This window comes from Pseudomonas sp. St316 (assembly GCF_018325905.1).
Classification (GTDB): Bacteria; Pseudomonadota; Gammaproteobacteria; order Pseudomonadales; family Pseudomonadaceae; genus Aquipseudomonas.
This window is the reverse complement of the sequence record NZ_AP021901.1, coordinates 5,693,882-5,712,575: the sequence shown is the minus strand read 5'-3', so window position 1 is coordinate 5,712,575 and position 18,694 is coordinate 5,693,882. Positions and strand designations below refer to the sequence as shown.

General features: G+C 62.9%; 13 protein-coding genes and 1 pseudogene. 6 read left to right on the top strand and 8 right to left on the bottom strand.

Translation table 11 applies throughout. The features are described from left to right. Positions 1-91 precede the first annotated feature (91 nt). A complete protein-coding gene (locus KI237_RS25580; protein ID WP_212797574.1) occupies positions 92-868 on the bottom strand; it encodes a TatD family hydrolase in 777 nt (258 codons plus the stop codon). 20 nt (positions 869-888) lie between these two features. Further along, positions 889-1,884 (bottom strand): catabolite repressor/activator, encoded by a 996-nt coding sequence (gene cra / locus KI237_RS25575; RefSeq protein ID WP_212797573.1) that lies wholly within the window; start codon positions 1,882-1,884, stop codon positions 889-891. 288 nt (positions 1,885-2,172) lie between these two features. Between cra and ptsP the strand changes: the two are divergent. The 4 genes and pseudogenes from ptsP to KI237_RS25555 all read left to right on the top strand — a co-directional run bounded on the left by ptsP (position 2,173) and on the right by KI237_RS25555 (position 9,467). Next, a pseudogene (ptsP, locus tag KI237_RS25570) lies at positions 2,173-5,036 on the top strand (phosphoenolpyruvate--protein phosphotransferase). Continuing rightward, a complete protein-coding gene (gene pfkB / locus KI237_RS25565; protein ID WP_212797572.1) occupies positions 5,036-5,977 on the top strand; it encodes a 1-phosphofructokinase in 942 nt (313 codons plus the stop codon). The pseudogene ptsP and the gene pfkB overlap by 1 nt, the downstream one beginning before the upstream one ends. A 14-nt stretch (positions 5,978-5,991) precedes the next feature. After that, on the top strand, positions 5,992-7,734 hold the full coding sequence (locus KI237_RS25560; protein ID WP_212797571.1) for a PTS fructose-like transporter subunit IIB: 1,743 nt from the start codon (positions 5,992-5,994) through the stop codon (positions 7,732-7,734). 191 nt (positions 7,735-7,925) lie between these two features. Next, positions 7,926-9,467 (top strand): alkaline phosphatase D family protein, encoded by a 1,542-nt coding sequence (locus tag KI237_RS25555; RefSeq protein ID WP_212797570.1) that lies wholly within the window; start codon positions 7,926-7,928, stop codon positions 9,465-9,467. A 138-nt stretch (positions 9,468-9,605) separates the two neighbouring features. Here the strand turns inward: KI237_RS25555 and KI237_RS25550 are convergent, their stop codons facing one another. The 6 genes from KI237_RS25550 to KI237_RS25525 all read right to left on the bottom strand — a co-directional run bounded on the left by KI237_RS25550 (position 9,606) and on the right by KI237_RS25525 (position 17,572). After that, positions 9,606-12,131, bottom strand: coding sequence for a PepSY domain-containing protein (locus KI237_RS25550; protein ID WP_212797569.1), 2,526 nt, complete (start codon positions 12,129-12,131; stop codon positions 9,606-9,608). Positions 12,132-12,458: 327 nt separating this feature from the next. Beyond that, positions 12,459-13,622: a type III PLP-dependent enzyme gene (locus tag KI237_RS25545; RefSeq protein ID WP_025211808.1), complete on the bottom strand. Its 1,164-nt coding sequence runs from the start codon at positions 13,620-13,622 to the stop codon at positions 12,459-12,461. A 482-nt stretch (positions 13,623-14,104) separates the two neighbouring features. Beyond that, the gene (locus KI237_RS25540; RefSeq protein ID WP_212797568.1) at positions 14,105-15,262 is read right to left on the bottom strand and encodes an osmoprotectant ABC transporter ATP-binding protein OsmV; all 1,158 of its coding nucleotides are present in this window, start codon (positions 15,260-15,262) and stop codon (positions 14,105-14,107) included. Further along, entirely contained in the window at positions 15,259-15,912 is a 654-nt protein-coding gene (locus KI237_RS25535; RefSeq protein ID WP_024616353.1) for an ABC transporter permease, read from the bottom strand. The genes KI237_RS25540 and KI237_RS25535 overlap by 4 nt, the downstream gene beginning before the upstream one ends. Before the next feature lie 15 nt (positions 15,913-15,927). Further along, positions 15,928-16,830: a glycine betaine ABC transporter substrate-binding protein gene (locus KI237_RS25530; protein ID WP_212797567.1), complete on the bottom strand. Its 903-nt coding sequence runs from the start codon at positions 16,828-16,830 to the stop codon at positions 15,928-15,930. Between the two features lie 25 nt (positions 16,831-16,855). Then, on the bottom strand, positions 16,856-17,572 hold the full coding sequence (locus tag KI237_RS25525; protein WP_212797566.1) for an ABC transporter permease: 717 nt from the start codon (positions 17,570-17,572) through the stop codon (positions 16,856-16,858). Positions 17,573-17,961: 389 nt separating this feature from the next. Here KI237_RS25525 and KI237_RS25520 point away from each other — a divergent pair, with 389 nt between their 5' ends. Next, on the top strand, positions 17,962-18,330 hold the full coding sequence (locus KI237_RS25520) for a type II toxin-antitoxin system RelE/ParE family toxin (protein ID WP_212797565.1): 369 nt from the start codon (positions 17,962-17,964) through the stop codon (positions 18,328-18,330). Then, positions 18,323-18,652 (top strand): helix-turn-helix domain-containing protein, encoded by a 330-nt coding sequence (locus tag KI237_RS25515; protein ID WP_212797564.1) that lies wholly within the window; start codon positions 18,323-18,325, stop codon positions 18,650-18,652. Before KI237_RS25520 ends, KI237_RS25515 begins: the two co-directional genes overlap by 8 nt. Positions 18,653-18,694 lie beyond the last annotated feature (42 nt).

Below are 18,694 nucleotides of genomic sequence, written 5' to 3'. Positions count from 1 at the left end.
GGGAGCGAGCTTGCTCGCGATAGCGGAGTGTCAGGCAACCTATTTGTCGACGGATGGAACGCTATCGCGAGCAAGCTCGCTCCCACAGGGATCACCAGTTGAACAATGCTCGGGCGTTGTTCGTACTGGCCTCGGCCAATCGTTCCGGGCTGATACCGATGATTTGAGCCAGTGCCGCGCAGATGTCCGGCAAATGCGCCGGGCTGTTGCGTTGGCCGGGAAACATCGCCGGGGCCATGTCGGGTGAGTCGGTTTCCAGCACCACCGCCTCCAGCGGCAGTTTTGCCAGCACCCGTTGCATGCGCAGGGCCTGGGGCCAGGTCGCGGCACCGCCCAGGCCGAGCTTGAAGCCAAGCTTGATGTATTCGCGGGCTTCTTCAAGGCTACCGGCGAAAGCATGGATAATCCCCGCCCGGGTGGGGCTTATGCGCTTGAGGGTGGCGATCACGGCGGCGTGGCTGCGGCGCACGTGGATCAGCGCCGGCAGTTCGAACTCCACGGCCAATTTCAACTGCGCTTCGAACAGCGCTTGCTGGCGGTCACGGTCCAGGGTCTGGATGTAGTAATCCAGGCCGATTTCCCCCACGGCGCACAATTGCCGGTGCCCGGCCAGACGGCTTAACCAGTCGCGCAGGTGCGCCACATCGTCGGGTCGATGTTCATCGAGGTACACCGGGTGCAAGCCCAACGCGGCATGCAGGTCCGGGTCGCTTTGCACCAGGTCCCAGACCCGCTGCCAGTTGTCCCGGTACACGCCCAATACCACCATTTGCCGCACGCCCAAGGCGCGGCTTTCGGCCAACAATGCCGGGCGGTCCGCGTCGAAGTCTGGAAAATCCAGGTGGGTGTGGGTGTCGATCAACTCCATGCATCAATCCTGAAGAAGCTTCAGCTCTGGTGAATACGCTGCTTGAACGTCCGCGCGATGGCCTGCACGCCTGGTTGGTAGTCATCGTTTTCGATGGCCGCCAGGGCCAGTTCCAGGGCTTTTTCGGCGATCAGTTGGTGCTGCTGGGACATGGCATTGACCGGTAGCGGCAAGAAATCCAGCAACTGCGTGTCACCAAACGTGCCCAGGCGCAACGGCCGTGATTTGAGCGGGAAATCGTGCAGGGCGTCGAACACCCCTTGCAGCAGCACGTAGGACGTGGTGATCAGCGCATCGGGCAGATGCCCCAGGCGCGCGAGCATTTCATCCATCAACTGGCGGCCGCATTCACGGCTGAACGACTCGCCATGCTCGATCAGCACCTGGCCCTCGAACCCGGCCAAGGCTTCGCGAAAACCGGCGGTCCGTTCCTGGCTGATGCTCAGCTCGGGGCGAGCGCTGATCAGCGCGATTTGCCGAGGCTGGGTCTGCAGCAGGCTGCGCGTCAGTTGCAGGCTGGCCTGGCGGTCGTCGCTGATCACCGAGCAGAACTGCGCAGGGTCCATCACCCGGTCGATGGCGATGATCGGAATGCCCTTGGCCTGCAACTGCAGGTAGCTGTCGTCACCGGCCGGCAGGCAACTGGCGACGATCAGTGCGTCGCAGCGGCGGGCGCGGAACAACTGCAACAGTTGCCGCTCACTGTCGGGCCCATCGTCGGAGCTGGCGATCAGCAACTGGTAGCCCCGCGCCCGTGCCCCTTGCTCCAGCAACTTGGCGATGCGGGCGTAACTGGGGTTTTCCAGGTCGGGCAGGATAAAACCCAGCGTACGGGTGTGGCGGCTGCGCAGCCCGGCGGCCTGGGGATTGGGCGTGAAGCCGTGTTCCTGGACCACCGCGCGCACCCGTTCGACGGTGGCGCTGCTGATGCGTTGCTGTTCGGCTTTGCCGTTGATGACATAACTGGCGGTGGTCACGGACACACCGGCCAGCTGGGCAATATCACTGAGTTTCAACCCGGTTTTCCTTGTTTTTTCGAGTTAGCCCCGACGATAAGGGCCATCCTACCCGATTCAAGCCGACGGTCACCGTCCAAGCGCTTACGACAAGTTGCACTTCAAGGATGAGAGATTATCGAGTAACGTGCCAATCTTTCTAGATTAAACGTTTCAGCAAGCGTATTTTCAAGGCTAGCAGGATTTTTGGCCCTTCTGCCGTGATCACGCCAAAAATCATCCTGCAACGCTAAGCTGATTCATTCAAAACAATACCTGGCGCCAACCGGACGCCAAAAAGGAGAAAGCATGCTCGAGCTCACTCTAGAGCAGATATCCATGGCTCAGACGGCTGTGGATAAAGACGCTGCACTGCAACTGCTCGCCGACAAACTGGTGGCCGATGGCTTGGTGGCCGAGGGTTACCTCGCCGGCTTGCAGGCTCGCGAAGCCCAGGGCTCGACTTTTCTTGGCCAAGGTATTGCCATCCCCACGGCACCCCGCAGACCCGCGACCTGGTTCATTCGACCGGCGTGCGCCTGCTGCAATTTCCCGAGGGCGTGGACTGGGGCGATGGTCAGATCGTCTACCTGGCCATTGGTATCGCGGCCAAGTCCGACGAACACCTGCGCCTGCTGCAACTGCTGACCCGCGCCCTTGGCGAGACAGACCTGGGCCAGGCCCTGCGCCGTGCCGGTTCCGCCGAAGCCTTGTTGAAGCTGCTGCAGGGCGCACCGCAGGAACTGGCCCTGGATGCCCAGATGATCGGCCTCGGTGTGTCGGCTGACGATTTTGAAGAGCTGGTATGGCGCGGCGCCCGCTTGTTGCGCCAGGCCGATTGCGTGAGCAATGGCTTTGCCGGGGTGTTGCAGCAAGTCGATGCGCTGCCCCTGGGTGACGGCTTGTGGTGGCTGCACAGCGAACAGACCGTCAAGCGTCCGGGCCTGGCGTTCGTCACGCCGGACAAACCGATCCGCTACCTGGGTCAACCGTTGAGCGGTCTGTTCTGCCTCGCCAGCCTCGGCGAGGCCCACCAGGCCCTGCTGGAAAGGCTCTGCGCCTTGCTGATCGAAGGTCGCGGCCACGAACTGGGTCGCGCCACCAGCAGCCGCAAGGTGCTGGAAGTGCTCGGCGGCGAATTGCCCGCCGATTGGCCCAGCGCGCGCATTGGCTTGGCCAACGCCCATGGTCTGCATGCACGGCCGGCGAAGATCCTCGCTCAGTTGGCGAAGAGTTTCGAGGGTGAGATCCGCGTGCGCATCGTCGACGGCCAGGACAGCGCCGTGTCGGCCAAGAGCCTGAGCAAGCTGTTGAGCCTGGGCGCCCGTCGCGGTCAGGTGCTGGAATTCATCGCCGAACCGAGCATTGCCGCCGATGCGTTGCCGGCGCTGCTTGCCGCCATCGAAGAAGGCCTCGGCGAAGAGGTCGAGCCGCTGCCGCCGCCGAGTGCGCCGCGGGAAACCGTGATGGCCGAAGTCGCGACCGTCATGTTAGCCCCCGAATCGGGCAGCCTGATCCAGGCCGTCGCCGCCGCGCCGGGCATTGCCATCGGCCCGGCCCACATCCAGGTATTGCAGGCCATCGAGTATCCGTTGCGCGGCGAATCGGCGGCCATCGAGCGCGAGCGCCTGCAAAACGCCTTGAACCAGGTACGCCGCGATATCCAAGGCCTGATCGACCGCGCCAAGGCCAAGGCCATCCGCGAGATCTTCATCACCCACCAGGAAATGCTCGACGACCCGGAACTGACCGACGAAGTCGACACCCGCTTGAAGCTGGGCGAGAGTGCGCAAGCGGCGTGGATGGGGGTGGTTGAAGCCGCCGCGAAAGAACAGGAAGCCTTGCAGGATGCTTTGCTGGCCGAACGTGCCGCCGATCTGCGAGACGTCGGCCGTCGGGTGTTGGCGCAACTGTGCGGTGTCGAAACCCCGAATGAACCCGATCAACCCTACATCCTGGTGATGGACGAAGTCGGCCCGTCCGACGTGGCCCGCCTGGACCCCGCGCGCGTGGCCGGGATTCTCACCGCCCGTGGCGGTGCCACCGCCCACAGCGCCATCGTCGCCCGTGCCCTGGGCATTCCAGCGCTGGTGGGCGCCGGTGCGGCGGTGTTGCTCCTGGCGCCGGGCACATCGTTGCTACTGGATGGTCAACGCGGTCGCTTGCACGTGGACCCCGACGCGGCCACTTTGCAGCGCGCCAAGGAAGAACGCGACACCCGCGAGCAGCGCCTCAAGATCGCCGCCCAGCAGCGCCACGAGCCGGCGGTGACCCGTGATGGTCATGCCGTGGAAGTGTTTGCCAACATTGGCGAAAGCGCCGGTGTCGCCAGCGCGGTGGAGCAGGGTGCCGAAGGCATTGGCCTGTTGCGCACCGAGCTGATTTTCATGGCCCACACCCAGGCACCGGACGAAGCGACCCAGGAAGCCGAATACCGCAAGGTCCTCGATGGCCTGGCCGGTCGACCGCTGGTGGTGCGCACCCTCGATGTCGGCGGCGACAAGCCGCTGCCGTACTGGCCGATCGCGAAAGAAGAAAACCCGTTCCTCGGCGTGCGTGGCATTCGCCTGACCTTGCAACGTCCGCAGGTCATGGAAGCGCAATTGCGTGCCCTGTTGCGCTCGGCGGACAGCCGTCCGCTGCGGATCATGTTCCCGATGGTGGGCAGCGTCGATGAATGGCGCCAGGCCCGGGACATGACCGAGCGCCTGCGCCAGGAAATCCCCGTGGCGGACCTGCAACTGGGGATCATGATCGAAGTACCGTCCGCCGCGTTGCTGGCACCGGTGCTCGCCAAGGAAGTCGATTTCTTCAGCGTCGGCACCAACGACCTGACGCAATACACCCTGGCGATCGACCGCGGTCATCCGACGCTCTCGGCCCAGGCCGATGGCTTGCACCCGGCCGTGCTGCAACTGATCGACATCACCGTGCGCGCCGCCCATGCCCATGGCAAATGGGTCGGTGTGTGTGGCGAACTGGCGGCCGACCCACTGGCGGTGCCGGTGCTGGTGGGCCTGGGCGTGGACGAGCTGAGTGTCTCGGCCCGCAGCATTGCCGAGGTCAAGGCGCGCGTGCGCGAATTGAGCCTGGCGCAAGTACAAACCCTGGCCCAAGAGGCCTTGGCCGTGGGCAGCGCCGATGACGTGCGCGCATTAGTGGAGGCGCTGTAATGGCGAAGATTCTTACCCTGACCCTCAACCCGGCGCTCGACCTCACGGTAGAGTTGGCGCGCCTGGAGCCGGGCCAGGTCAACCGCAGCGACGCCATGCACGCCCACGCCGCCGGCAAGGGCGTGAACGTGGCCCAGGTGCTGGCCGATCTTGGCCATACGCTGACGGTCAGTGGTTTTCTGGGCGAAGACAATGCCCAGGTGTTCGAGACGCTGTTTGCCCAGCGTGGTTTTGTCGATGCTTTTATCCGTGTGCCCGGCGAAACGCGTAGCAACATCAAACTGGCTGAGCAGGACGGACGCATCACTGACCTCAATGGCCCGGGCCCGGTGGTTGATGACGCCGCACAGCACGCCTTGCTGGCGCGCCTTGAGCAAATCGCCCCTGGCCACGACGTGGTTGTGGTGGCGGGCAGCTTGCCCCGGGGCGTCAGCCCTCAGTGGTTGCAGGCTTTGATCACGCGCTTGAAAACACTCGGCCTGAACGTGGCCCTCGATACCAGTGGCGAAGCCTTGCGTGTCGCCCTGGCGGCGGGGCCGTGGCTGATCAAGCCAAACACCGAGGAACTGGCCGATGCGCTGGGTTGCGAGGTGGTGAGCGAATTGGCCCAGGCGCAAGCCGCGCAGCGCCTGCATGCCCAGGGCATCGAGCATGTGGTGATTTCCCACGGCGCCGATGGCGTGAACTGGTTCAGTGTCGGTGCGGCGCTGCATGCTTCGCCGCCTAAGGTCAGCGTCGCCAGCACCGTGGGTGCCGGGGATTCGCTGCTGGCGGGCATGCTGCACGGCCTGCTTCGCGCCGACACCCCGGAGCAGACGCTGCGCACCGCCACGGCTATCGCCGCCATGGCGGTCACGCAGATCGGTTTTGGCATCCACGACACCGCGTTGCTGGCGTCGCTTGAACAGGGCGTGCGCGTGCGCCCCCTGACAGAACAATAAGAGGGTTCGCAAGAATGAAACTAGCCATTGTGACGGCCTGCCCCAACGGCATGGTCACCAGTGTGTTGTGCGCCCGCCTGCTGGACGCCGCGGCACAGCGCCAGGGTTGGAGCACCAGTGTTGAAGTCCACGACGCGGCTCATCCGGAACGCCAGTTGTCGGCCGCGACCCTCGAGGCCGCCGAGTGGGTCTTGCTGGTCGCCAGCGGCCCGGTGGACATGGCGCGGTTCGTCGGCAAGCGCCTGTTCCGCAGCACCCCGGCCCAGGCCCTGCAAGACGTCGATTCGGTGCTGCGCCGCGGCGCCGAAGAGGCCGAGGTTTTTCTCGCCTCGGATGTGGTGGTGGAGACGCCGGTGGTGTCGACCGAGCGTGCGCCGCGGCTGGTCGCCATCACCGCCTGCCCGACAGGCGTTGCCCATACGTTCATGGCCGCCGAGGCATTGCAGCAGGCAGCGAAGAAGCTGGGCTACGACCTGCAAGTGGAAACCCAGGGTTCTGTCGGTGCGCGCAATCCGTTGAGCGCCGAGGCCATCGCCGAGGCGGACGTGGTGCTGCTGGCGACCGACATCGAAGTCGCCACCGAGCGTTTTGCCGGCAAGAAAATCTACCGCTGCAGCACGGGCATCGCCTTGAAGCAGGCCGAAGCGACGCTGAACAAGGCGTTGGTCGAAGGCCGTCAAGAAAGCGCGTCGAGCGGTGCCAGCGCCCCGGCCAAGTCGGAGAAGAGCGGCGTCTACAAGCACCTGCTGACGGGCGTGTCGTTCATGTTGCCGATGGTGGTAGCCGGTGGTCTGTTGATCGCCTTGTCGTTCGTGTTCGGCATCACCGCCTTCAAGGAACCCGGCACGCTGGCAGCCGCGCTGATGCAGATCGGCGGCGACACCGCGTTCAAATTGATGGTGCCGCTGCTGGCCGGCTACATCGCCTACTCCATTGCCGACCGTCCGGGCCTGGCGCCGGGAATGATTGGCGGGCTGCTGGCGAGCACCCTGGGTGCCGGTTTCATTGGCGGGATCATCGCCGGTTTCCTGGCCGGTTACGTGGCCAAGGCGATCAACCGCTACGCGCGCCTGCCCCAGAGCCTGGAAGCGCTCAAGCCGATCCTGATCATCCCGCTGCTGGCGAGCCTGATCACCGGCCTGGTGATGATCTACATCGTCGGCAAACCAGTGGCGGGCATGCTTGAAGGCCTGACCCATTTCCTCGACAGCATGGGCACCACCAATGCGATCCTGCTGGGCGTGCTGCTGGGGGCGATGATGTGCGTCGACCTCGGAGGGCCGATCAACAAGGCCGCCTACGCGTTTTCGGTGGGACTGCTGGCTTCCCAGAGTTATGCACCGATGGCCGCGACCATGGCCGCTGGCATGGTGCCGCCGATTGGCCTGGGCATCGCCACCTTCATCGCCCGGCGCAAGTTCGCCCAGACCGAGCGCGAGGCCGGTAAAGCCGCGCTGGTGCTGGGGCTGTGCTTCATTTCCGAGGGCGCGATTCCGTTCGCGGCCAAGGACCCGCTGCGGGTGATCCCGGCCAGCATCGCCGGCGGCGCGCTGACCGGTGCGCTGTCGATGTACTTCGGCTGCAAGCTCATGGCGCCCCACGGTGGGCTGTTCGTGATGCTGATCCCCAACGCCATCAACCATGCGCTGTTGTACCTGCTGGCGATCGTGGCGGGGAGCCTGCTGACGGGGGTGGCGTATGCGCTGCTCAAGCGGCCTGAGGTGGTGGAGATGGCGTTGGAGCCGGCGAAGGCCTGACCAGCCCTGTTCTTCCCTGTGGGAGCGAGCTTGCTCGCGATAGCGGTGTATCAGTCGACCAATAGGTTGCCTGACACTCTGCCATCGCGAGCAAGCTCGCTCCCACAGTGGTTTTGGGGTGGCCATAAAATTTTTGTCACACCCACTTCACAGAGCCATGCTTAAGTTTTCCCATTTCAAGGGAGAACACCATGAGCGAATTTGACCTGGGCCGCCGCCGTGTGATGCAAGCCGTGGGCGCGGGGTTGTTGTTGCCGGGGCTGGCGCCGGCGGTGATGGCTTCGGTCAAGGATCGTCCGGTGCTCACCGACGGTGTGCAGTCTGGCGACTTGCAGGGCGACCGGGCGATGATCTGGAGCCGCAGCGACCGTCCGGCGCGGATGGTGGTGGAATGGGACACCCGCAGCAAGTTCAGCAATCCGCGTCGTTTCGTTTCGCCCATGGCCGACGCCCGCAGTGATTTCACCGCCCGGGTCGAACTCACCGGGCTGCCCCGCGACCAGGCGATTTTCTACCGGGTGCATTTCGAAGACGCCCAGAGCGGTGTCGCCAGCGAACCCTGGTTGGGCCACCTGCGCAGCGTGCCGCAGTTCAAGCGCAACATCCGTTTTGTCTGGAGCGGCGACACCGTCGGCCAGGGCTTCGGCATCAACCCGGACATCGGCGGCATGCGCATCTACGAAGCCATGCGCCTGCGCCTGCCGGATTTTTTTATCCACAGTGGCGACACCATCTACGCCGACGGCCCGGTGCCGGCGCAAATTACCGTCGAGGGCGGGCGCATCTGGCGCAACCTCACCACCGACGCCAAGAGCAAGGTCGCCGAAACCCTGGATGAGTATCGCGGCAACTATCGCTACAACCTGATGGACGAAAACGTACGCCGCTTCAATGCCGAAGTGCCACAGATCTGGCAATGGGACGATCACGAGGTGGTCAACAACTGGTCGCCGGGCAAACAACTTGACGAGCGCTACCAGAGCAAGGATATCCACAGCCTCGTTGGCCGGGCGCGCCAGGCCTGGTTGGAATACGCGCCAATGCGCTTGCAGAAGGCCGACGGCGGTGGGCGGATCTACCGCAAGCTCGGTTACGGGCCGCTGCTGGATGTGTTCGTGCTCGACATGCGCAGCTACCGCGAAGCCAACGACGCCAACCTCGGCGCCGCCAAACCGTTCCTGGGGCGTGAGCAGTTGAATTGGCTCAAGCGCGAATTGAAGCAGTCCCGGGCCCAATGGAAAGTCATCGCTGCCGACATGCCCATCGGCCTGGGCGTGCCGGACGGTGAGGTCAGCCCCGGCGTGCCGCGCTGGGAAGCGGTCGCCAACGGTGACCCGGGCGCGGCCCAGGGGCGTGAGGTGGAGATCGCCGAACTGCTCGGCTACCTGCGCAAGCATCAGGTACGCAACTACGTCTGGCTCACCGCCGATGTCCACTATTGCGCCGCCCATCACTACCATCCCGAACAGGCCGCGTTCCAGGATTTCGAACCATTCTGGGAGTTTGTCGCCGGGCCATTGAATGCCGGTAGCTTCGGGCCCAATCCCCTGGACAAGACCTTCGGCCCGGAAGTGGTGTTCCAGAAAGCGCCTCCGGCCCAGAACACCTCGCCGTTTGCCGGGTATCAGTTCTTTGGCGAGGTGAACATCGACGGGCCGAGCGGGGAGATGAGCGTGGTGCTGCGGGATTTGGAAGGTGTGGCGGTGTTCGAGAAGAAGTTGCAGCCGGTTTGACTGTCAGTCGCGCCAGGAGCCTCGGTGGGAGCAAAGCTTGCTCGCGATGACGGTATATCTGTCAATAAATGGCTGACTGAAAGTCCGCTATCGCGAGCAAGCTTTGCTCCCACAAGGGGTACTTAAGATGGGTGTCTGTCAGTAGACATCCCGCCGATACCGCCCCTGCTCGATCAGCCGCTCCACTTCCTCGCGCCCCAGCACCATGTTGAGCACGTGATCCACCCCTGACGCCATGCCCTGCAAGCTGCCGCAGACATAGATCGCCGCGCCGTCGGCCAGCCATTGCTTGAGCAGTGGCGCCGATTCCAGCAGGCGATCCTGGACATAGATTTTCTGTTGCTGATCTCGGGAGAAGGCCAGGTCCAGGCGTTCCAGATCACCGGAGGTCACCCACTCCTGCAGCTCATCGCGGCAGTGGAAATCGTGTTCGCGGTTGCGCTCGCCAAACAGTAGCCAGTTGCGTTGCATGCCTTGGGCCCCGCGGGCCTTGAGCAGGCTGCGCAGGCCGGCCAGGCCGGTGCCGTTGCCCAACAGGATCATCGGCACACCCTGGGCCGGCAGATGGAAGCTGCTGTTGCGGCGTAGCCGCAGGCTGATGGCGCTGCCCAGCGGTGCGTGTTCGGTGAGCCAGCCGGAACCGACGCCCAGGCTGCCGTCGGCATGGCATTGCTGGCGCACGATCAGCTCCAGCACACCGTCCGCCGGGATCGAGGCGATGGAGTACTCGCGTATCGCCAGCGGTGCCAGGGCATCCACCAGGGCCTGGGCATGCAGGCCGACCAGATGGGCGCGGATTTCCGGGAGTTGGCGGGTCGCCAGGGCCTGGTCGAGGCTCTGGGACAGGCCATCGACTTGCACGCGCGCGTGGCCGGAGAGGCCGAGCCCGTCGAGGAAATGCTCGATGGCCAACAGGTCATTGCGCGGCAGGATTTCCACCAGGTCACCGGCCAGCCAACTGCTCGGGCCGGGGGCGCTGAGACCCAGCAGGTACACCCCGCAGCCGCTGCTGTCGGGGTTGAGCAGGGTGCGCTGGCTGAGGATCCAGTTTTCGAAGCTGGGGGCCTGCCAAGTGTCCAACGGGGCTTGGCCGGTCAGCTCCGCCAATTGTTGTTGCCAGTGGCGCAGGGCGTAAGGGTCGCCGCTGTCCACTTCCACCGGCGCGAACAGCGTCTTGCCGCCGTGTTCCGCCAGCCAGGCGTGCAGGCGCCGGGCGAAGCCGCAGAAGTGTTCATATTGCCGGTCGCCCAGGCCCAGCACCGAATACTGCAGGCGCTCCAGGCTCAAGGCCTGGCCCAGCACTTTGCGTTCAAAGCCGCGGGCGCTGTCCGGCCCTTCGCCGTCGCCAAAGGTGCTGACGACAAACAGCGCATGGGTGGCGTTGTTCAGGTCCTGCTCACGTACTCCGGCCAGTGGCTGGACCTTCACCGGCAAGCCGGCGGCCTGGAGTTGGCCGGCGGTCTGCCAGGCCAGTCGCTCGGCGAAACCGCTTTGGCTGGCGAAGCCGATCAGCCAGGCCGGCGCATTGCCCGGGTTGGCGATGAGGGCCTGACGGGCGTTTTTGACGTGGCGCTTCTTGCGGCGGCGGTCCAGGTACAGCAACCAGCCGGTGATGAAGAACAGCGGCATGGTCAGCCCGGCAACGGTCACCAGGATCCGTCCGACCAGGCCGAAGTAACTGCCGACATGCAGGGCATAGACACTGGTCAGCAACTGCGCCTTGACGCTCTTGTCGCTGTAGCGGCTGTGCCGGCTGATGACGCCAGTGGCCGGGTCAAGGGTGAGCTCGTTCAGCGCCCGGTCGTGCGGCGAATTTTTCAGCAGGTAGAACACGGTCGCCGGTTGGCCGGCCACGGGCGGCATGCGCACGTTATAGGCCGACAGCCCCGGGCCGGCGGCGCTGTAGATGCTGCTCCACATGGCCCGGTAATCGGCCGCGGGGAGTGGGCCGCTCGGTGCCGGACCACGATTGCGCACCCGTTCCTCTTTCGGTGAATCGGAGAGCAGGCGGGTCACGCCGTTGTTGTACCACTCATAGGACCAGGTCAGCCCGGTCAGGGCCGCCAGCAGATAGAACGCCAGGCACCAGGTGCCCGCCACCGAGTGCAGGTCCCAATTGAAGCTCCGACCTTTTTTCCCCCAATCGAGGGTCAGCCAGGCGCGCCAGCTGTTCCATTGGCGCGGCCAGCGCAGGTACAGCCCGGACAGGCAGAAAAACACCAGGATCAGCGTGCAGGCACCAGTGATTTGCCGACCGACATCATCCAGGGTCAGGACGCGGTGCAGCCTGAGTATCAGGCCGAAGAAGTCCTGGCCCGTCACATCACCCATGAACTGCGCGTTGTAGGGGTTGAAATAGCGCATGGCGCCGCGTTTTTCCCCAGGCGGCGCGGCGAAGATCACCCGCGCGGCGTTGCCGCTGTCGGTCTCGACCCAGAGCATGGCGACGGTCTTGCCGGAAGCGGCCTCGATCTGTTCCACCAGTTCGGCGGGCGGCAGGACGCCGGCCGGTTGCGGCTCGACCGTCAGTACTTGCGGATTCAAGGCCCGCAGGATTTCATCCTGGAACGACACCACGGCCCCGGTAATGCCCATCAACGCCAGGACCAGCCCGGCACTGATGCCGAAAAACCAGTGCAACTGGAACAGGGTTTTCTTTAACACGTCGCCCGCCTTGTTCATCTATTACTGTTCATCATGGTGCGCATTATGCCGTGAGTTATCGAGAATCATTCATAAATACACACAAAAAGCCATGCTTTGTGGGGATGAACGGGGCTTTTATGTGGGCGATGTGTCGAGCCCCTACGTGTGGCGAGGGGGATTTATCGAAACGTCGCGTCGCCCCGCTGGACTGTGGGAGCAAAGCTTGCTCGCGAAACAGGCGCCTCGATTTCTGAAAAACCGCATCGCTTCCGTCGCGGGCAAGCCTTGCTCCCACAAAAAAGCCCGTGACACAGTCACGGGCTTTTGGGGCCAACAATCAGCGAATTACACGTAGAACGACTTCAGCGGCGGGAAGCCATTGAATTCCACCGCGCTGTAGCTGGTGGTGTAGGCACCGGTCGACAGCCAGTACAGGCGATCACCGATAGCCAGGTTCAGCGGCAAACCGTACTTGTAGTTTTCGTACATGATGTCGGCGCTGTCGCAGGTCGGGCCGGCGATGACCACTTCTTCCATCTCGCCTTTCTTCTCGGTCCAGATCGGGAACTTGATGGCTTCGTCCATGGTTTCGATCAGGCCGGAGAACTTGCCCACATCCGTGTACACCCAACGCTCGACGGCGGTACGCGATTTACGCGCCACCAGCACCACTTCGCTGACCAGGATGCCGGCGTTGGCAATCAACGAACGGCCCGGCTCCAGGATGATTTCCGGCAGGTCGTCGCCGAAGTCTTCCTTGAGGAAGCGGATGATTTCCTCGGCATAGGTTTCCAGGCTGTTGGTACGGGTGATGTAGTTGGCCGGGAAGCCGCCACCCATGTTAATCAGCTTCAGGACGATGCCGTCTTCTTCTTTCAAGCGCTCGAAGATCACCTTGACCTTGGCGATGGCGGCATCCCAGACACTGATGTCGCGCTGTTGCGAGCCAACGTGGAACGAAATGCCGTACGGCACCAGGCCCAGGTCACGAGCGAGGATCAGCAGGTCCATGGCCATGTCGGTCTGGCAGCCGAACTTGCGCGACAACGGCCAGTCAGCGGTGGTCGAGCCTTCGGTGAGAATACGCACATAGACTTTCGAGCCCGGCGCGGCCTTGGCGATGTTGCGCAGGTCAGCTTCTGAGTCGGTGGCATACAGGCGCACGCCCTTCTCGTAGAAGTAGCGAATGTCGCGGGATTTCTTGATGGTGTTGCCGTAGCTGATCTGGTCCGGGCCGACGCCACGGCTCATGACCTTGTCCAGCTCATAGATCGAGGCGATGTCGAAGTTCGAGCCCTTATCCTTGAGCAGGTCGATGATTTCCACCGCCGGGTTGGCCTTGACGGCGTAGTAGACCTTGGCGAAGTCGAAACCGGCGCGCAGGTCGTCATAGGCCTTGGAGATCATCGCGGTGTCGATCACCACGAACGGGGTTTCCTGCTTGTCGGCGAACGCTTTCATTTTCTGGAAGGTTTCGCGCGCGAAATAATCTTCGACCTGGATCGACATACTTGGGACTCCTACTGGCAAACATCAGGATCAATGGGTGTGAGGGCAAGCAGCCCTCGTGAACGTCCTCCGTATCCCCACTTTGGTTCGCCTACTTCCCAAGGCATGTCGCCGAAAGCAAAAAGGCCATGGGATGCGTAATGCCCTTGGCCTTGCTGTCTCGTCGTCAGTACTTGAGCCGGATGGATCGTTTCCAGCATGGACGTTCGGCGCGAACTTTAGGGCGTGAGGGGCCTGAGATCAACTAAAAATGTCGCGTTTTTGCACACATCCGTCGTGCGGCCCGCGACAGCTCATGATGTAACCGACCTGCGTGACAGATTGATGTTCCCTTGGATCGGTCAAACGACCTGCTTGATGTGGCTTGGCTCTTGTGGCGAGGGAGCTTGCTCCCGCTGGGTCGCGTAGCGGCCCCAAGCAAAAGCGATGAGCGCTGCGCACTCAAGCGGGAGCAAGCTCCCTCGCCACAAAGGTGTCATGCCTCAGGCCGAAGCCGCCTCGGCCGGCGAAACGATGCTGGTCTTGCCGCCACGGGACTTGCCAGAACTCAGGTACTCGGCAATCGATTCCTGGGTCACTTCCCCCAGGAACACCCGCTCGGCGTCCATCACCGGCAGCCAGGAGCGGTTGAACTCGTACATGCGCGACAACAGGATCCGCAGGTGTTCGTCGTAGGCGGCGGTGGCGTTGAATTCGCGCAGGTATTGGCCGCAGGTGCCAGCCTGGCGGTACAGGTCGCGACGGCGGACATACCCCAGGGCCTTGTTCTCGGCACAGGTGACCACCACGTAGCGACGGTCATGTTCGTCCATCAGCTCCAGAGCCTCATTCACCGACGTTTCCGGGCTGACCGACGGAGCGTTGTCCGCCGCGTCTTCGGCCTTGACCAGCAACAGGCGCTTGAGCGTGCTGTCCTGGCCGACGAAGTTGCTGACGAACTCATCGGCCGGGTGCGCCAGCAATGTGTCCGGGTGATCGCACTGGACCAGCTTGCCGGCCCGGAAGATCGCAATCTTGTCGCCCAGCTTGATGGCCTCGTCGATGTCGTGGCTGACCATGATCACGGTTTTGTTCAGCGCCCGTTGCATCTCGAAAAACTCGTTCTGGATCATCTCGCGGTTGATCGGGTCCACCGCGCCGAAAGGTTCGTCCATCAGCAACAGCGGCGCATCGGCCGCCAAGGCGCGGATCACACCGATCCGCTGCTGCTGGCCGCCCGACAGTTCCCGGGGGTAGCGGTGCAGGTATTGCTTGGGTTCGAGCTTGATCATGCTCATCAACTCGCGGGCGCGGTCGTGGCATTTCTGCGGGTCCCAGCCGAGCAGGCGCGGGACCACGGTGATGTTTTCCTCGATGGTCATGTTCGGGAACAGGCCGATCTGCTGGATCACATAGCCGATGTTGCGGCGCAGGGTCACCTCGTCGAGGCCGGTGGTGTCTTCGCCGTTGATCAGCACCTTGCCCGACGTGGGCGGGATCAGGCGGTTGATCATCTTCAGCGTGGTGCTCTTGCCGCAACCCGACGGGCCGAGGAACACGCAGATCTCGCCTTCATTGACGGTCAGGTTCACCGAGTCCACGGCCTTCACATCCTTGCCGTTGCTCTTGAAGGTTTTGCTGAGGTTTTGAAGTTCGATCATTTGAGAAGTCCTTTAGGAGTCAGCGAGCGTTGCAGCCATTGCAGAAGCAGGTCGGCGAAGATGGCCAGGAGACTGACCAACACGGCGCCGACGATCAGCATCGACATGTCGCTGCGGCTGATGGAAGCGAGGATGAGCACGCCCAGGCCACCGGCACCGATGGTGGCGGCGATGGTCATGACGCCGATGTTCATGACCACGGCAGTGCGCACGCCGGCCAGGATCACCGGCACGGCGATGGGCAGTTCGACCATGCGCAGGCGCTGGCCGAAGGTCATGCCGATGCCACGGGCGGCCTCACGGATACCCGGTTCCACGCCGGTCAGGGCCAGGTAGGTGTTGCGCATGATTGGCAGCAGGGAGTACAGGAATACGGCGGTGATCGCCGGCATTGGCCCCAGGCCCTGGCCGAACTTGGAATAGAACGGTAGCAACAGGCCGAACAGCGCAATCGACGGAATCGTCAGCAGCACCGTGGCGCTGGCCTGCAATGGGCCGGCGAGCGTCGGGAAGCGGGTCATGAAGATACCCAGCGGCACACCGACCACAATTGCCAGGGTCACGGCGATGCCCACCAGGGTAATGTGCTGCCAGGTCAGGTGCAGTACCAGCGGCCAGTCCAGATGGGAAAAGGCGTCAAGAAAGTCCATGGCTTTTCCTCCAGGTCATTGGGTTGAGAGCAGGGAATGCTGGCGCAGGAAATCGGCGGCAACGGTGGAAGGGCTTTCGTGGTTGACGTCCACGCGGGCGTTGAGCTGGCGCATGGTTTCATCGTCGAACAGCGCGGCCAGGGGCTTGAGTTGCTCGGCCAGTTGCGGGTGCGCATCGAGGAAGGCCTGGCGTACCACCGGTGCGGCGGTGTAGTCGGGGAAGTAATGCTTGTCGTCTTCCAGCAACTTCAACTTGAACGCGTTCAACCGGCCGTCGGTGGTGTACACCAGCCCGGCGAACACCTGGCCGTTGCGCAGGGCGGTGTAGACCAGGCCGGCATCCATCTGGCGGATGTTCTTGCGGGTCAGGTTCATGCCGTACTGCTCGACCATGCCCGCCAGGCCGTCGGAGCGGTTGGCGAACTCGGTGTCCAGGGCCACCAGATGATTGTCATCGGCTTCGGCCTGCAGCACCGTGTTCAACTGGCTGATGTTGTTGATCTGCGGGTATTGGCGGGCGATTTTTTCCGGCAGCGCCAGGGCGTAGGTGTTGCTGAATTTCGACGGGGCCAGCCAGACTAGGCCTTTTTTCGCGTCGAGTTCTTTCACCCGGGCGTAGGACTGGGCGCTGTCGAGTTTTTCCGTGACGTGGTTGTAGGCCACCAATGACACGCCGGTGTACTCCCAGAGCATGTCCAGTTGCCCGGTTTCATGGGCGCTGCGGGCCAGGTTGCTGCCCAGGCCGCCGGTGATCTGCGCGTCGTAGCCCTTGCTGCGCAGGTATTGCGCGGTGATTTCCGCCAGCAGCGTTTGTTCGGTGAACACCCGGGCGCCAAGGCGGATCAGCGGTTTTTCAGCGGCTTGGGCGAATCCTGCGAACAGCAGGACGCAGCCCAGTATCAAGCTCAACTTCTTCATAAACGATTTCCTTTATCCAACCGGCTTATGACGGTTGCAGACCGCGTTCCAGCCAGAGGCGGCTGGCCAGTGTCACCAGGCCGTCGAGCAGCAGCGCCAGCAGGGCGGTGCAGGCCGCGCCGAGCAACAGCTGCGGTTGGTTGTTCAAGGCAATGCCGGGGAAGATCAGGCTGCCGAGGCTGTTGGCGCCAATCAGGAATGCCAGCGGGGCGGTACCGACGTTGATCGCCAAGGCCACGCGCACGCCGCCGACGATGATCGGCACGGCGTTGGGCAACTCGACTTTCCACAGCACTTGGCGCGGGGTCATGCCGATGCAGACGGCGGCTTCCTTGAGCGAACCCTGGACGTTTTTCAGGCCTTCATAAGTGTTGCGCACGATGGGCAACAGCGAGGCCAGGAACAGGGCGAAGATGGCAGGACCGCTGCCGATGCCCAGGATGCCCAGGGCAATGGCCAGCACGGCCAGGGGCGGCACGGTGTTGCCGATGTTGAACACTTGCATGAAGCGTTCGGCGCGCCCGACCATGCCAGGGCGGCTTAAGGCGATGCCGGCGGGAATGCCCACGAGCAGGGCCGCCAGCATGGAGGCCAGGACAAGCACCAGGTGCGCTTGCAGGTAAAACAGCAGATCGTCTTGGTAGCGTTGGATCGTATCGATGCCGATCCAGTGGACCAACAGGGCCAGGAGAGCGACGACGATCGCACCTCCGATAAGCCCTTTGCCATAGCGGATAGCCACAGGCGGACTCCTTTGTCTTTCAGTCGGCGCACGCTTTCCCGGGCGGCAAACCATCACGGGTTGCCGGGAAAACATTCGCGAGAAGCAGCTCTTTCGATGCCGGTAAACGGCATTTCATGCGAGCCATGAGCGCAGCCTCGTCAGGCTAACTTGCTGATTTTTCAGGCCCTGACGAAAAGCCATTGCAGGGAGGTGGACGTCTCCTCGGGGCAAAAGGTTCCCATGCCGGAGAATATCCGGCTGCCCTGGATGCGCTTAACGGTTTGGTTCCTGCCGGGCTGAAGGCCCGTGCCGGCCCAGTGCCTCTTTTAAAAACTCTAGAGTCGATCCGCAGGCAGGGAGCGAGAATATGTGTTTGACGGAATATTCACTTAAGGGTATTTTTCATCGTGAATTGGTTTGTCGAATTTTGTAATGAGTTTGAGCAGGAATTCGAGGCCATGGCCGAAGCGGTTCAGGATGAGTTGCTGGCACAGCTCAGGCTGCTGGAGCGCTTTGGTCCGGAGTTGGGGCGTCCTCAGGTGGGCACCCTCAACGACTCGAAGCACGCCAACATGAAAGAGCTGCGCTTCAAGGCTGATGATGGGGTCTGGCGCGTGGCCTTCGCGTTCGATCCTGAAAGGAAGGCTATTTTGCTGGTTGGCGGTGACAAGTCGGGCGGGAGCGAAAGGAAATTCTATAAGGCGTTGATCAAGCGTGCGGACGTCCGTTTTGACCGGCACCTGAGCTTACCGAAGAAAGGAAAGGACAATGGCTAAGACACTCGATCAGGTTATGAAGGCGCTCCCTGCTGCGCGTCGAAAAAAGGTCGAGCAGCGCGGCGCGCAGCTCATTGCAGAACAGATGACCTTGCAGCAGTTGCGCAAGGAGCTGAATCTCACGCAGGAGACCATGGCCGGCCTTCTCCATATGAAGCAAGGCAACGTCTCCAAGGTAGAGAAACGTACCGACATGCTGCTCTCTACGCTACGCGACTACGTTGAAGCCATGGGCGGAACGCTGGAGTTGGTTGCCCGGCTTCCCGGTCGCGCCCCCGTGAAGCTGGAGGGCCTTCGCGACCTGAACGCGGACTTCAAGTAAGAAAAGGCCTTTCATGCGGATATATCTTCCGCCTGTTACAAT

What these genes read in the sequence shown, in the direction of transcription:
- KI237_RS25580 (WP_212797574.1), bottom strand. Translation starts at nt 868, where the DNA reads ATGGAGTTGATCGACACCCACACCCACCTGGATTTTCCAGACTTCGAC.
- pfkB (WP_212797572.1), top strand. Translation starts at nt 5,036, where the DNA reads ATGGCGAAGATTCTTACCCTGACCCTCAACCCGGCGCTCGACCTCACG.
- KI237_RS25560 (WP_212797571.1), top strand. Translation starts at nt 5,992, where the DNA reads ATGAAACTAGCCATTGTGACGGCCTGCCCCAACGGCATGGTCACCAGT.
- KI237_RS25555 (WP_212797570.1), top strand. Translation starts at nt 7,926, where the DNA reads ATGAGCGAATTTGACCTGGGCCGCCGCCGTGTGATGCAAGCCGTGGGC.
- KI237_RS25545 (WP_025211808.1), bottom strand. Translation starts at nt 13,622, where the DNA reads ATGTCGATCCAGGTCGAAGATTATTTCGCGCGCGAAACCTTCCAGAAA.
- KI237_RS25540 (WP_212797568.1), bottom strand. Translation starts at nt 15,262, where the DNA reads ATGATCGAACTTCAAAACCTCAGCAAAACCTTCAAGAGCAACGGCAAG.
- KI237_RS25535 (WP_024616353.1), bottom strand. Translation starts at nt 15,912, where the DNA reads ATGGACTTTCTTGACGCCTTTTCCCATCTGGACTGGCCGCTGGTACTG.
- KI237_RS25530 (WP_212797567.1), bottom strand. Translation starts at nt 16,830, where the DNA reads ATGAAGAAGTTGAGCTTGATACTGGGCTGCGTCCTGCTGTTCGCAGGA.
- KI237_RS25515 (WP_212797564.1), top strand. Translation starts at nt 18,323, where the DNA reads ATGGCTAAGACACTCGATCAGGTTATGAAGGCGCTCCCTGCTGCGCGT.